Raw genomic sequence first — 12,471 nt, forward strand, 5'->3', positions numbered from 1 at the left:
TGAAAGGAGTGTTCCCAATGCTGGAAGAAATTGTTAAGCGCAGAAGTATTAGAAAATTTACGGATCAGGAAGTCGAAGAGGCGAAAATTGAAGATTTGCTGAGGGCGGCTATGAGCGCGCCGACGGCCCGCAATACACAATCATGGCGATTTTTAGTAGTGAAGAACCGTGAGGCTTTGAATTCGATGGTTGAGCTTCAGCCCTATACAGGAATGATGAAAACCGCGTCCTGCGCGATCATCGTAATGGGGGATCGGGAAGCTTCACAGCCAGATGAATATTTATATGTTGATGCGGCGGCGGCAATTGAAAATATGCTGCTGGAAGCTGTCCATCTAAACCTTGGCACATGCTGGTGCGCGATTGGTCCTAGAGCGGAAAGAATCAAAAACTTCCGGGACTATTATGCAATTGATGAGCGTTATATCCCAATTGCGGCTGTGGCCGTCGGTTATCCTGATGAAGTAAAGGAATCACAGGATCGCTATGATCCAAAGAAAGTCACATGGTACCGTTAAGTGCCGCTAATTTCAGTATAATAACTAGAAAAAGAGTCTGATTGACAACCATTTATGGTATTAATCAGACTCTTTAATTTCCCGGGTAATATTACAATTTTCTAAGATAATTCTTCGGCACCCGTACAAAGCTGATAATATTTGCCTTTTTGGGCAAGCAGCTCTTCGTGGTCACCACGTTCAATGATTTCACCATGCTCAAGAACCATGATGGCATTCGCATTGCGCACGGTTGACAGACGGTGGGCGATGACAAAGACAGTTCGTCCCTTCATCAGACGATCCATGCCGTCTTGAATGATGGCTTCTGTTCTTGTATCGATACTGGAGGTAGCTTCATCTAAAATCAATACCGGTGGATTTGCTACCGCGGCTCTGGCAATTGCCAGCAGCTGCCGCTGTCCTTGTGACAGATTGCTGCCGTCAGCGGTAAGAATTGTCTGATAGCCCTGCGGCAGATGGCGGATAAAACCATCTGCGTTTGCCAGCTTCGCGGCGGCAATAACTTCTTCATCTGTTGCGTTCAGATTACCATAACGAATATTTTCCATCACTGTTTCAGTAAACAAATGAGTATCCTGAAGCACCATAGCTAATGAAGTACGCAGATCATCTTTTTTAATCAGCTTGATATCGATACCATCATAAGTAATACTTCCCTTATTAATATCATAGAAGCGGTTGATCAGATTCGTAATCGTTGTCTTACCAGCACCGGTTGAACCGACAAAGGCGATTTTTTGACCCGGTTTCGCAAATAAATTAATATTTTTCAGAACTGTGTGGTTTTCTTCATAACCGAAGACAACGTCATGGAAGCGTACATCTCCCTTCATTTCAACAAGGGTAAATTCATTGCCATGCGGATGCTTCCATGCCCAGCGATTTGTCCGCTGTTCACATTCCACAAGCTGACCGTCTACTTCTTCAACATTCACCAACGTAACGATACCGTCATCGACTTCCGGTTTTTCATCAATCAACGCAAAGATTCGCTCCGCACCGGCTAAGGCTGCCAAAATACTGTTGAATTGCTGAGACATATTGACTAATGGCTGTGAGAAGCTGCGGGAATACTGAAGGAAGCTGGCTAATGAACCGACATCTAAGGTACCGCCGATGATTTGTGTCGCACCGACACCGGCAATTAAGGCATAAGTGATGTAGGAAAGATTTCCCATGATCGGCATGATGATCGATGCCAGCGTATTAGCAATCGTCGCTTCATCACGCAGCTGTTTATTTAAGTCATCAAATGTATCACAGATTTTCTTTTCATGATTAAATACTTTAACGACCTTAACACCTTCAAACATTTCTTCTACATAACCATTTACCTTACCGATTGCAGCCTGCTGACGGCGGAAATAGATTCTTGATTTACCGCCGATCGTGCGGATTGTCAGGAACATGATAATCATCATAATTACAATGATACATGTCAGTGACGGAGATAAAACCACCATCATGGTAAACGTACCGATAACTGTTGTTAATGATTGAATAACCGCTGTAAAGCTTTCACTCATCGATTCACGGATCGTATCAACATCATTGGTGTAACAGGACATGATTTCACCATGCGCATGAGTGTCATAATATTTAACCGGCAGATCCTGCATTTTATTAAATAAATCAGTACGGATTTCATTTAATGCGCGATTGCTCATTTTCATCATTAAATATTTATAAGCATAAGAAGAACAGATGCCGACGATATAAATGATCGCCATCATACAAAGCATCATGATAAAGCTGCTGTAATTGCGGGCAGCCTTGCTGACACCGATCATTGGCATAATATAATCATTAATGATTGGCTTCAGAAAATAATTGCCGGCTACCTGTGCGCCGCTGGAAAGAATAACCAACAGGACTACAAGAACTAGCTGAACTCGATTTCTTGATAAGTAAGAAAGGATTCTCAGCAATGTTTTACCGCCGTTTTGTGGTTTAGCTGCTGCTTTCATTCGCTGATCACTCCTTTCATCTGTGAATTATAAACTTCTTGATAAATCGCATTTCTGCTTAATAATTCATCATGAGTACCGATATCATCAATCATACCGTCATTGAGAACAATGATCCGATCCGCGTCTTGTACTGAAGAGATACGCTGTGCAATAATCAGCGTCGTTGTTTCAGACAGTGTCTCATTAAAGGCTTTGCGAATTGACGCATCAGTTGCGGTATCGACAGCGCTGGTGGAATCATCAAGAATGATAATTTTTGGTTTCTTAATCAAAGCTCTGGCAATACACAGACGCTGCTTCTGACCGCCAGATACGTTAGTGCCGCCCTGATCGAGATGCGTTTGATAACCATCAGGGAAATCCATAATGAAATCATGAGCACAGGCAGCAACACAAGCCTCTTTAATTTCTTCAAGCGTCGCGTTTTCATTGCCCCAGCGCAGATTTTCTTCAATAGTACCGCTGAATAAGACATTTTTCTGCAATACCATACCTACGGCATCACGCAGTGTTACCACATCAATCTCTCTGACATCACGGTTATCAACTAAAACACTGCCTTCACTGACATCATAAAGACGCGGAATCAGTTGAACAAAGGTTGTCTTACTTGAACCAGTACCGCCGATAATGCCAATGGTTTCACCTGATTGAATACTCAGGTTAATATTTTTCAGGACATAGTCCTCGCTTTCTTTTTTATATTTGAAAGAAACATTTTTAAATTCAATGGTTCCGCTTGATAAAGGGCCTTTATAGGCATTTGCGGAATTCACGATATCGATTTCTTCGTTAAGCACTTCAACGATACGCTCAGCGGAAGCACCGGAAATGAGACAGTTAACAAACAGCATGCTCAGCATCATCAAAGCCATGAGAATCTGCGTAACATAAGTGATGAAACTCATTAATTCACCGGTCAGCATCGTTTGGTTCATCACCATTTCACCGCCGAACCAAAGAATCAGTATAATACATAAATAAGTGGAAAACTGCATGATTGGCAGGTTCCAGATAATGAAGCTTTCAGCCTTGATCGAAGCTTCCATCAAAGCGTCATTGCTGGTTTTAAATTTCATTTTCTCAAATTTAGAACGCACAAAAGCTTTCACAACCCGAATACTGGTTAGGTTTTCCTGAACAGATGCGTTCAGACCATCATATTTTTTTAGCATTGCCTCAAATAAAGGGAATGCTTTATGAATAATGAAGTATAATGCAAAGCCTAAAATCGGTACAATCAACAGGAAGATAAAGACTAACTGGGAATTGATCGTAGCCGCAATCGCAATAGCAACAACCAGCATGATCGGACTTCTGAATGCCATCTTATTCAGCATCAGAAACATTCTCTGCACGTTGTTAGTATCCGCGGTAGCGCGGGTAATCAGGGAAGCGGTTGAGAACTTATCAATATTGGAAAATGAAAAGTCCTGAATTTTATCGAATAATGCCTTTCTGATCTGTGAGCCAAAGCCCATGCCAGCCTTTGATGATAGATAAGACCCGGCAGCTCCGGCAAGCAGCGAAACCAGGGACATCCCAAACATCAGCAGGCCAACCCTGATAACATAATCCAAATCACGGTTGGTAATGCCGATATCGACGATTTTAGCCATCATAAAGGGAATCATTATTTCTAACACTGCCTCTATAACAACACAGAATATGCAGGCTATCGCATATTTTTCATACCCCTTAAGGTATTTAGCCAATGTTTTAATCATTGTTGTCCCTCCTTTTCAAGTCGTTGATTAAGTTTTACGATCAACGCGGATAATTGTTCCTTATCTGTTTCACTGAAATCAGCAAATAAGCGGTCATCCAGTTCATCAAATTTTTTGCGGCAGGCATTGGTGACAGACTGACCTTTTTCACTGATGCTGACCAGCGTTGCCCGCTGATCCTTTTCATCATTGCTTTTGATCAGATAACCATGCTTAACCAGCCGTTTGACGCTGACAGCGACACTTGGCGCCGAAACCTTTAATTCCTCAACAATTTCTTTCTGAGTGCATTTTCCTTTCTCAGAAACAATTTCAAGAATCGGCAGCTGCCCGTAATATAAACCTTCACTTTCCATGATTCGTCTTACTTCACAGCCATGCAGACGATTGAAAGCATGTATTTTGCGTATAATGTCACGTGGTGTCATGAACAACCTCCATTTAGTTAACCGACTAATAATTAATCGACTAAGTAATGATATCGCTAACTATATAGGATGTCAAGTAGATTTGTGTGCCTTATCTTTGACATAAGTGATAAAAAGATTAAAGAGGGCTTGACTTGGAGTGTACTCCAAGTGTTATCATGAGCTTAACAGGAGGGGATGGCATGACAATAGCGGAAGTCAGTAAGAAATATGATATTACAAGTGATACCCTGCGGTATTATGAACGCATCGGTTTAATTCCGCCGGTACCAAGAACTAAAAGCGGTATACGGGATTATGATGAAAATTCATGCGCATGGATTGAGTTAATGAAATGTATGCGCAAGGCGGGTGTTCAGATCGAAGCATTGATTGAATATGTAGCCTTGTTTCAAAAGGGCGATGAAACGATTGACGCGCGCAAGGCATTATTGATTGAACAGCGTCATCAGCTTCAGGAAAGAATGAAGGAAATGCAGCTTTCATTGGATCGTTTAAATCAGAAAATCGATAAATATGAAAAGGGTTTGATGAAGGCAGAGAAAAAATTAAGATAAGTGAGGGTGAAAAATGAAAAATATACTGATTCTATCGGCAAGTCCGAGAAAAGGCGGCAATTCTGATTTGTTATGTGATGAATTTATGCGCGGTGCTTTAGATGCCGGCAATCAAGTTGAAAAGCTGTGTCTGAGTGATTATAAGATAAATTATTGTACAGGCTGCGGTTTATGCTCCGAGTTTGGGAAACCTTGTCCGCAGACTGATGATATGGCAATGATATTAGAGAAAATGATTGCGGCTGATGTGCTGGTAATGGCAACTCCCGTTTATTTTTATACAATGAATGCGCAAATGAAAACATTGATTGACCGAGCCTGCGCAAGATATATGGAAATCAGTCATAAGGAATTCTATTACATTCTCGCCGCGGCAGAAAATGATCGGGCATTGATGACAAGAACGATTGAAGGCTTCCGCGGTTTCACGGATTGTTTAGTAGAACCTGTGGAAAAGGGTGTTATTTATGGTGTCGGCGCATGGAAAAAAGGTGAGATCAAGCCGATGCCTGTCATGCATGAAGCCTATGAGATGGACATGAAGGTATAGTTATGATGGACAGAGAGAGGGCTGCTGCTGACAAGATTAAGTGTCTGTATGGTGAAGCTGGATTGATGCATGATGAAAATCATGATTTAGAACATCTTTATGAATTATTTGCATATGGTGAAATTTATAACCGAAGCCTGCTTAATGATCAGCAGCGTGAGATAATAGCATTGGCGGTGCTGAGTACGAATCAGACGCTGAATCAGCTGCCTGAGCATGTGCATGCGGGTTTAAATGCGGGCTTGAAGGCTGAGGAGATACAGGAAGTGATTATTCAATGCACACCGTATATCGGTTTCTCCAAGGCGCTGGAAGCTGTGAATGTGGTCAATGAGACACTAAAGGCGGAAGGCTTTGAGCTGCCGCTTGCAAGTCAGCGGCAAAGTGATGAATCAGATCGATTTGAAAAGGGCTTGGCTTTGCAGAAACGGATTTTTGGTGAACGAATTGATGAATTGCGGGCTAATGCGCCGAGGAATCAAATGCATATTCAGGATTCTTTATCAGCCATGTGTTTCGGTGATTTTTATACACGCGGCGCGCTTGATGTGAAAACTAGGGAATTGATTACCTTGTGTGTGCTGGCGGCGCTGGGCGGCTGTGAGAATCAGCTGAGAAGTCATGTACAGGGGAATGCTGCGGTCGGCAACAGCAAAGAATTAATGATTGAAGCTATCACTGTATGCCTGATTCACATCGGCTTTCCGCGCACCTTGAATGCGTTAAATTGTATCAATGAATGCCTGCCTGAGTAATAGCCCGTTAATCGGGCTTTTCTATATTTTAGAATCGTAGGAGTAATGATATAATAGACTTAACAGGAGGGTAGGATATGTTAACAGATAATTTTTATTTAGAAACTGAAAGACTGCAGATAGTTCCTTTTGATTATCAATATCTTCAAAATTATGCGGAGGAGTTTACTGAAGAAATTGCTCGACTTCAATATCCTGATCCCTTTTCTTCAATAGACACAGCCAAACAAGTGGTGGATGAATTTGTCAATGAGATGCATCAGGGCAGAATGCTGGAGCTGCTTATTTTAAGCAAGAGCGGTGAATTTCTTGGCAGCATGGAGGTATTTGGACTTGAAGAGACAAGCCCTGAGGTCGGTTTGTGGCTAAAGCAGAGCTGTCATCGTCAGGGATACGGCTATGAGGCATTATCCGCGATGATTAGTTTTTTGAATGATTTAGAGAAATATAATGGTTATATTTACGCCGTGGATGAGCGAAATATGGCAAGTCTGGCATTAGTAAAGCGTTTTGAATGTGAACAGATCGGTCTTGATCCAATTGTTACTGAGAGCGGGAAGCAATTGAAGCTGCTGCTTTATAAGATATATAGATAGTTATGTGAAAAAAAGCCAAGAGGTAAATATGAAAAAAACAGTTTATGAATGGCGGCGGTTGTCGTATCGATTATTAATTGTCAGCTGTCTATTATTTGCTGCGGCATGCTGGCTGGGCTATCAGCTGGATAGTATGATCTGTTTGTATATTCTTGCTGCCGGCGGTTTTCTTTTCATGCTTGCTTCAGCTATTGTTTATTATGAATTTTGGCGCTGTCCAAAATGTGATGCGAAGCTGCCAAATGAAAGTGCATTTTTTGGAGAGTTTAATTGTTGTCCGTATTGCGGTTATAAATTGCGGAATGATCATGATCAAGTGGATCCAAACTTGTTGTAGCTGGCAGAAACAGAAAACAGCCACCGAAGTGACTGTTTTCTGACAAATTGTAAAAGGGAGTGTCAGTAAAGTGCCTTGAGGTCATCACGCTCAATGGGAATGGCGCTTTACTTTCACTGTCATTATTTCCAGAATTCGTATTTCTAAACATCAATTACTAAAAAATGGCTGAATTTCTTTTTAAGTTATTCACGGTTACTACTTGTCATCGATAAAAAAATATGATAAAGTATTAAAGCAGTAAACCTTAGGGGTGTAGTACAATGGTAGTATAACGGTCTCCAAAACCGCTGATGGGAGTTCGATCCTCTCCACCCCTGCCATATATCAATAAAGCCTTATTTATAAGGCTTTTTTTATGTTTTCACTTTTTCGTGCATATTCATATGCATACAAAATAAATTTTTTAGTGTTATAATTTTTTTAAAGGGGGCATTTTATGGCGGTTTATAAGAGTAATAATAAATATTATTATAGAGGTAAGTATAAAGATATTCGTACTGGAAAATACATTCAATACAAACGATTAGCAAAGGGTGCTAAGTCAAAAAAAGAAGCTGCTAAGATTGAAGAAATATTTTTAAAAAATGTTTCAGCTATATTATATTCAGAAAGTTATTTTACATTTGATGAGCTCTCGTTAGAATATTTAAATGTTAAGAAACGTATTATTAAAGAGTCTACGTTGGTTACTGATAAAATATGTCTTAAAGTTATTAATTCTGTATTTGGTTCTATTCGTATTAATTTGATTACTAAAAAAATGGTTAATGATTTTATAGCTTCATGTGATAATAAATATTCTAGTAATTATACTAGTAAAATATTTTATACTATGAAAAAAATTTTTAATTATGCTGTTGATAATAATTATTTAGATAGCAATCTCTTCTTAGGTGTTTATTTGCCAACTCATAAGGATGTTATAAAATCTGATATTATGTTTTGGACTCCTGAACAATTTCAGTTTTATATTAATAATTGTAACATTCGCCGTGAATATTATGTTTTAATTAATTTTTTATATTACATGGGTTGTAGAAAAGGTGAAGCTTTAGCCTTAAAGTGGAGTGATATTGATTTAATTAATAATAAAGTTCATATCTATCAAACCGTTAACCATAAAACAGATGGTTCAATTCGATATAAGATTACTACTCCAAAAACTAAGAATTCTAATCGCTATATTAAAATGCCTTTAGTTTTGCTAAAACTTATGATTGATTGGAAAAATGAACAATCTAGTATGTACGGTTTTAAAAATGATTGTTTTGTCTTTGGCTGTTACGATCCTTTGCCCCCTGAGACTTTTCGCCGTCATTTTCATAATTCTATTATATCTTTAAATGAAGAACTTAATAAAAAAGGTTTGTTTGAATTGCCAGTAATTCATATACATTGTTTACGTCATTCTCATGCTTCTTATTTAATTAGTAAGAAAATGTATGATTATGATATTGCTAAGCGTTTAGGTGATACTGTGGATACTTTACATAAAACATATGCTCATTGGTTTGAAAATGCTGAAGACGATATTTTAAATGCTTTAAATGATGATTTTCAATAAAAGAGAACTATTCAGTTCTCTTTTATTTTTATAATGGCTTCTATCATCGTTTTAATTGAATTTAGTTGCTCATCATTGAATGTGTTTAGTAAATTGTTTATTTCATTTACTTTTATTTTTTTGTTTATTTCATCGTTTTCTTTGAGCAAATCGTCAACGCTCAAATTTAAGTATTTTGATAAAATTAATAAGTTTTTACCTGTTGTTGATTTTATATCTTTATCAAGTATGTGATTAAGCGTTGATAAAGGTATATTCATTTCTATTGAAGCATTTCTTCTTGATTTACCTTTCTTTTTTACTAAATATTCTATTTTTGTATTTTCCATATAGTTAAATACCTCCATAGTAAACATTATACCCATAAAAGAGTTATTTAATTTACATTATTTAACAAATTAGCCACTTATAGATAATTTTATGTTGACAAATATCCATATGTGGCTATAATTTAATTATAAGTTATCTATGTATAGATAATATGGGGGTGATATATTGGAGGTTGAATTTTATCGTATTAAAGACTTGCAGTATATATTAGGTGTTAGTAAAAGTAGGGCTGCTGAAATTATTAAGAGAATACAAAAGTATTACGAACTTGATGAAAATAAGTTGCCTACTAAAGCTAGTATACCAGTAACATTATTTAACGATTATTACGATTTCAGCGACAAATTAAAGAAAGGAAAAAAAGGAAATGACTCTTAACTCTTTTTTATTAGTATTAAATGTTGTGATTATTGTAGGTTGGCTCTTTTTACGATTAATAAAAAAGCATTCAACGAAAACAAAGGAGTAATTTATTGTGATGACATTTGGTGAATTTTTATCTTCTAGTGAAGTCGCTTATTTTTTGCTTTATGCTTGTGTCATTCTTTTTATTTTAATTATTTTGGCTTTATTGCTTTTTGGATTATTTGTTGTTTTAAATTCATTTATTGGCTTTATTATTGACAGTATTAGGGAAAGGAGAGAAAAAAACTCATGAAATATAAAATTTTAGGTTTACAAGAAATTAAATTTCCTAACAAGGAAACAGGTGAAATGATTGAAGGCGTTAAATTGCATTTGGTTACAGAATTTGAGGAAGATTATATACACGGTCATACAGTTCTGTCACAATTCATTTCTAACAAGCGTTTCTTCTCAAAAGTGACTGTTGGCACGGCTGACCGTTTGCTCGGTAAAACTATTAACCTTGAATTTAATCAAAAAGGTAAAATAGGTGATTTTGAGATAATTGAAACCCCTGCTAAGTAAATGGTATGGAATTAGTTGATTTATATGAATTGGTATATGCATTGAACGAAAACGTTGTAGCTGTTCAGAATACCCTCCAGATAATTATATTTATCTTGATAGTTTTCTTAGTCCTATCCATATTCAAACATTTTTACAACTTTTTCGGTTCATTGTTTATATAAAGGAAAGGAGGATTTCATAGTTGCTTTTAAATACTCTAGCGACTGCTTTGGCACCCATTATTTTAATGGAGGGCGAAGTAGTTGGCTCTGATCCTATCACTCAAGTTGCCGGTTTGATTGATAAGATTGATTTAACGCAAGTAGTACCTATGTTTACGGCATGTATTGGTGCTGTATTACCAGTTACAGTTACGATGATTATCGTGCGTAAGGGTTACGGTTGGTTGCGTGGTGCTTTAATCGGTATGTAGTTTAGTTTCTGTTATTTTATTTATTATGTTTAAGGCTTACGCCTTGGAAACAGGTTCGCCTGTTTCCTTTTTTTATAAAGAAAGGTAGGTGATAGAATATGAGATTTTTTCGCAAGTTTACGGTGTGGTTTGTTGCCTTATGTTTGGCTTTTCTTACTATGCTTAGTCCAGCTGTTCAAACATCAATGGAAATAAAAGCATATAGGGCTAGAGAATTACCTATTTCAGAAGTTATAAGTCGTTCTATGGAAGTATTAACTGAGCATTATTCCGATAAAGATTTAAGTTATAAATATTATGTTGTTGTTTTAAGTTATTCAGATTCTTGGGGTATTGATTTATTATCTTATACATTTTATGCAGGTGATGATGATTTTGCTGTTTCAATTAATGCTCGTTCATATAATATTTCTTATTATAAAATGCATGCCACAACATATTCAAAAAGTAATTCATCTGAACCTAATACTAATGTTTTTGGTTATGATGATAAAAAAATTACTGCTAGTGGCAGTTTAAGCGAAGACGGTGTAAAAGGAACTCTTTTTATTAAAGGTTATTATCGATTATTCGATGGAACAATTGTAGATACTGAAAAACCTGTTATTAATTATCCTGATTATTTTTGCATATATACGTTTCCTGATGGTACGACTACTGATAGTTCAACTTCTGTAATAGGTCATGAATTTGGTGGTGGTGTAACTCGTGGCGGTGGTGCTGGTCGTGATGTTGACGAAAACGGTAAAACAAAGCCTGTGATTACTGACGATGATACTTATGGTTCTGATGATGAAAGACCTTCAGATAAAAAATATTATCGTGTTTGTTATGATAAAGATACTTCATCATGGCAACCTCATGGCACTATACAAATAGTAAATAATACGATTATCAATAATACTTATATAATTACTGACGGTACTGAAGAACCTGCAACTGATACAGATATTCCACCTGCTACTGGTTCTGATAGTGATTGGCCCGAAGATACGCCAAGTTGGATTGAGTTTCTGGGTAATTTGATAGGTGGATTGCTTCGAGGCTTGGGAGACGCTATCGGTGGCTTAGGTGATGCCATTGGCGGTATTGCTAACGCATTGGGTAATATCATTAGCAGCTTAATTGATGCCTTAACAGGATTGATTAAAATGCTCTTTATACCGTCTGATAATTTTATGAGTGATAAATTAACATCAATGAATGAAACGGTAAATCAGAAACTTCCCGTTGTCGGTCAAGTAGGCATGATTACTTCATCAGTTGTATCTATGATGACTGGTTCAGGTTCTTCACCTACAAGCAGTGGCGCTCCTAGTTATATCATGCAGCTGCCTAGTTGGTTAGGTAGTGGAGAGTTCGAACTGTTTGATTTTCAATTCTTCGACCAACACCGAACATTATTCCATGCCATTATTTCATTTAGTGCTTGGTCTTTATATCTGTTGCGTGTTCCTTATAAGATATCGAATGCCATGCATAAGGCACGTAAAAAGTGAGGTGAGTGATAAATGATATTTGAATTATTGGCTAATTTATTGCTTGGTATCTTATCGCTCATTTTAGATTTATTGCCTGTGATTGATTTTGTGCTTCCTACGGGCTTTGTTGAGGGTGCTAATGCTCTGTTTCAGTATCTTGGTTACTTTCTGCCTATGGGTTCACTGGCAATGCTTTTAACGCTTAAAATCGTGGTCGATAACTTTCAGCTTGTCGCTTCTGTTTTTGGTTGGATTGTATCATGGTTACCGTTCTAGCAGCGAAGTTGAGCGCTTGTTCGGCTGAGCC

The 12,471-nt window shown here is 37.6% G+C and carries 17 protein-coding genes and 1 tRNA gene; 14 read left to right on the top strand and 4 right to left on the bottom strand.

Annotation, left to right across the window (positions count from 1 at the left end):
* The first annotated feature begins 17 nt into the window (after window positions 1-17).
* The gene (locus DWZ33_RS08420; RefSeq protein ID WP_022938090.1) at window positions 18-518 is read left to right on the top strand and encodes a nitroreductase family protein; all 501 of its coding nucleotides are present in this window, start codon (window positions 18-20) and stop codon (window positions 516-518) included.
* A gap of 101 nt (window positions 519-619) precedes the next feature.
* Here the strand turns inward: DWZ33_RS08420 and DWZ33_RS08425 are convergent, their stop codons facing one another.
* From DWZ33_RS08425 to DWZ33_RS08435, 3 genes are read right to left on the bottom strand one after another with little or no spacing between them, the layout of a single operon-like run.
* Entirely contained in the window at window positions 620-2,488 is a 1,869-nt protein-coding gene (locus tag DWZ33_RS08425; RefSeq protein ID WP_022938089.1) for an ABC transporter ATP-binding protein, read from the bottom strand.
* Window positions 2,485-4,218 carry an ABC transporter ATP-binding protein gene (locus tag DWZ33_RS08430; RefSeq protein WP_022938088.1) on the bottom strand — a complete coding sequence of 578 codons (1,734 nt, stop codon included), beginning with the start codon at window positions 4,216-4,218 and terminating at the stop codon, window positions 2,485-2,487. Before DWZ33_RS08430 ends, DWZ33_RS08425 begins: the two co-directional genes overlap by 4 nt.
* Window positions 4,215-4,646, bottom strand: a complete 432-nt coding sequence (locus DWZ33_RS08435; RefSeq protein ID WP_022938087.1) for a MarR family winged helix-turn-helix transcriptional regulator — start codon at window positions 4,644-4,646, stop codon at window positions 4,215-4,217. The genes DWZ33_RS08430 and DWZ33_RS08435 overlap by 4 nt, the downstream gene beginning before the upstream one ends.
* Window positions 4,647-4,828: 182 nt before the next feature.
* Between DWZ33_RS08435 and DWZ33_RS08440 the strand changes: the two genes are divergently transcribed.
* From DWZ33_RS08440 to DWZ33_RS08470, 7 genes are all read left to right on the top strand, one after another.
* The gene (locus DWZ33_RS08440) at window positions 4,829-5,203 is read left to right on the top strand and encodes a MerR family transcriptional regulator (RefSeq protein WP_022938086.1); all 375 of its coding nucleotides are present in this window, start codon (window positions 4,829-4,831) and stop codon (window positions 5,201-5,203) included.
* Window positions 5,204-5,216: 13 nt separating this feature from the next.
* Complete coding sequence (locus DWZ33_RS08445; protein ID WP_118454505.1) at window positions 5,217-5,753, top strand: flavodoxin family protein; 537 nt, start codon at window positions 5,217-5,219, stop codon at window positions 5,751-5,753.
* Between the two features lie 2 nt (window positions 5,754-5,755).
* Entirely contained in the window at window positions 5,756-6,508 is a 753-nt protein-coding gene (locus DWZ33_RS08450) for a carboxymuconolactone decarboxylase family protein (RefSeq protein WP_220452417.1), read from the top strand.
* Window positions 6,509-6,585: 77 nt separating this feature from the next.
* On the top strand, window positions 6,586-7,104 hold the full coding sequence (locus DWZ33_RS08455; protein ID WP_118454506.1) for a GNAT family N-acetyltransferase: 519 nt from the start codon (window positions 6,586-6,588) through the stop codon (window positions 7,102-7,104).
* Window positions 7,105-7,132: 28 nt separating this feature from the next.
* On the top strand, window positions 7,133-7,441 hold the full coding sequence (locus tag DWZ33_RS08460) for a hypothetical protein (RefSeq protein WP_118454507.1): 309 nt from the start codon (window positions 7,133-7,135) through the stop codon (window positions 7,439-7,441).
* Between the two features lie 249 nt (window positions 7,442-7,690).
* Window positions 7,691-7,764 (top strand) — tRNA-Trp (locus DWZ33_RS08465).
* A gap of 116 nt (window positions 7,765-7,880) precedes the next feature.
* The gene (locus DWZ33_RS08470; RefSeq protein ID WP_118454508.1) at window positions 7,881-9,008 is read left to right on the top strand and encodes a site-specific integrase; all 1,128 of its coding nucleotides are present in this window, start codon (window positions 7,881-7,883) and stop codon (window positions 9,006-9,008) included.
* An 11-nt stretch (window positions 9,009-9,019) separates the two neighbouring features.
* Here DWZ33_RS08470 and DWZ33_RS08475 read toward each other — a convergent pair whose 3' ends face one another.
* Entirely contained in the window at window positions 9,020-9,337 is a 318-nt protein-coding gene (locus DWZ33_RS08475) for a hypothetical protein (RefSeq protein WP_118454509.1), read from the bottom strand.
* Between the two features lie 166 nt (window positions 9,338-9,503).
* Between DWZ33_RS08475 and DWZ33_RS08480 the strand changes: the two genes are divergently transcribed.
* The 6 genes from DWZ33_RS08480 (at window position 9,504) to DWZ33_RS08505 (ending at window position 12,440) form a co-directional block, all read left to right on the top strand.
* Window positions 9,504-9,716 (top strand): hypothetical protein, encoded by a 213-nt coding sequence (locus tag DWZ33_RS08480; protein ID WP_118454510.1) that lies wholly within the window; start codon window positions 9,504-9,506, stop codon window positions 9,714-9,716.
* 97 nt (window positions 9,717-9,813) lie between these two features.
* Window positions 9,814-9,996 (top strand): hypothetical protein, encoded by a 183-nt coding sequence (locus tag DWZ33_RS08485; RefSeq protein WP_147352877.1) that lies wholly within the window; start codon window positions 9,814-9,816, stop codon window positions 9,994-9,996.
* Window positions 9,993-10,268, top strand: a complete 276-nt coding sequence (locus DWZ33_RS08490; protein ID WP_118454512.1) for a hypothetical protein — start codon at window positions 9,993-9,995, stop codon at window positions 10,266-10,268. The genes DWZ33_RS08485 and DWZ33_RS08490 overlap by 4 nt, the downstream gene beginning before the upstream one ends.
* A 184-nt stretch (window positions 10,269-10,452) precedes the next feature.
* Entirely contained in the window at window positions 10,453-10,683 is a 231-nt protein-coding gene (locus DWZ33_RS08495; RefSeq protein ID WP_118454513.1) for a hypothetical protein, read from the top strand.
* A gap of 98 nt (window positions 10,684-10,781) precedes the next feature.
* Window positions 10,782-12,182, top strand: coding sequence for a hypothetical protein (locus DWZ33_RS08500; protein WP_118454514.1), 1,401 nt, complete (start codon window positions 10,782-10,784; stop codon window positions 12,180-12,182).
* Between the two features lie 12 nt (window positions 12,183-12,194).
* Complete coding sequence (locus DWZ33_RS08505) at window positions 12,195-12,440, top strand: hypothetical protein (RefSeq protein ID WP_118454515.1); 246 nt, start codon at window positions 12,195-12,197, stop codon at window positions 12,438-12,440.
* The last annotated feature ends 31 nt before the right edge of the window (window positions 12,441-12,471 follow it).

Origin of the sequence: Dielma fastidiosa (assembly GCF_003475485.1) — a bacterium.
GTDB lineage: Bacteria > Bacillota_I > Bacilli_A > Erysipelotrichales > Erysipelotrichaceae > Dielma > Dielma fastidiosa.

Excerpts from the sequence above, each read along its gene's own strand:
- DWZ33_RS08425 (WP_022938089.1), bottom strand. The coding sequence starts at position 2,488 with ATGAAAGCAGCAGCTAAACCACAAAACGGCGGTAAAACATTGCTGAGA.
- DWZ33_RS08505 (WP_118454515.1), top strand. The coding sequence starts at position 12,195 with ATGATATTTGAATTATTGGCTAATTTATTGCTTGGTATCTTATCGCTC.
- DWZ33_RS08490 (WP_118454512.1), top strand. The coding sequence starts at position 9,993 with ATGAAATATAAAATTTTAGGTTTACAAGAAATTAAATTTCCTAACAAG.
- DWZ33_RS08435 (WP_022938087.1), bottom strand. The coding sequence starts at position 4,646 with ATGACACCACGTGACATTATACGCAAAATACATGCTTTCAATCGTCTG.
- DWZ33_RS08470 (WP_118454508.1), top strand. The coding sequence starts at position 7,881 with ATGGCGGTTTATAAGAGTAATAATAAATATTATTATAGAGGTAAGTAT.
- DWZ33_RS08430 (WP_022938088.1), bottom strand. The coding sequence starts at position 4,218 with ATGATTAAAACATTGGCTAAATACCTTAAGGGGTATGAAAAATATGCG.
- DWZ33_RS08500 (WP_118454514.1), top strand. The coding sequence starts at position 10,782 with ATGAGATTTTTTCGCAAGTTTACGGTGTGGTTTGTTGCCTTATGTTTG.
- DWZ33_RS08440 (WP_022938086.1), top strand. The coding sequence starts at position 4,829 with ATGACAATAGCGGAAGTCAGTAAGAAATATGATATTACAAGTGATACC.
- DWZ33_RS08460 (WP_118454507.1), top strand. The coding sequence starts at position 7,133 with ATGAAAAAAACAGTTTATGAATGGCGGCGGTTGTCGTATCGATTATTA.
- DWZ33_RS08450 (WP_220452417.1), top strand. The coding sequence starts at position 5,756 with ATGATGGACAGAGAGAGGGCTGCTGCTGACAAGATTAAGTGTCTGTAT.
- DWZ33_RS08420 (WP_022938090.1), top strand. The coding sequence starts at position 18 with ATGCTGGAAGAAATTGTTAAGCGCAGAAGTATTAGAAAATTTACGGAT.
- DWZ33_RS08445 (WP_118454505.1), top strand. The coding sequence starts at position 5,217 with ATGAAAAATATACTGATTCTATCGGCAAGTCCGAGAAAAGGCGGCAAT.
- DWZ33_RS08455 (WP_118454506.1), top strand. The coding sequence starts at position 6,586 with ATGTTAACAGATAATTTTTATTTAGAAACTGAAAGACTGCAGATAGTT.
- DWZ33_RS08475 (WP_118454509.1), bottom strand. The coding sequence starts at position 9,337 with ATGGAAAATACAAAAATAGAATATTTAGTAAAAAAGAAAGGTAAATCA.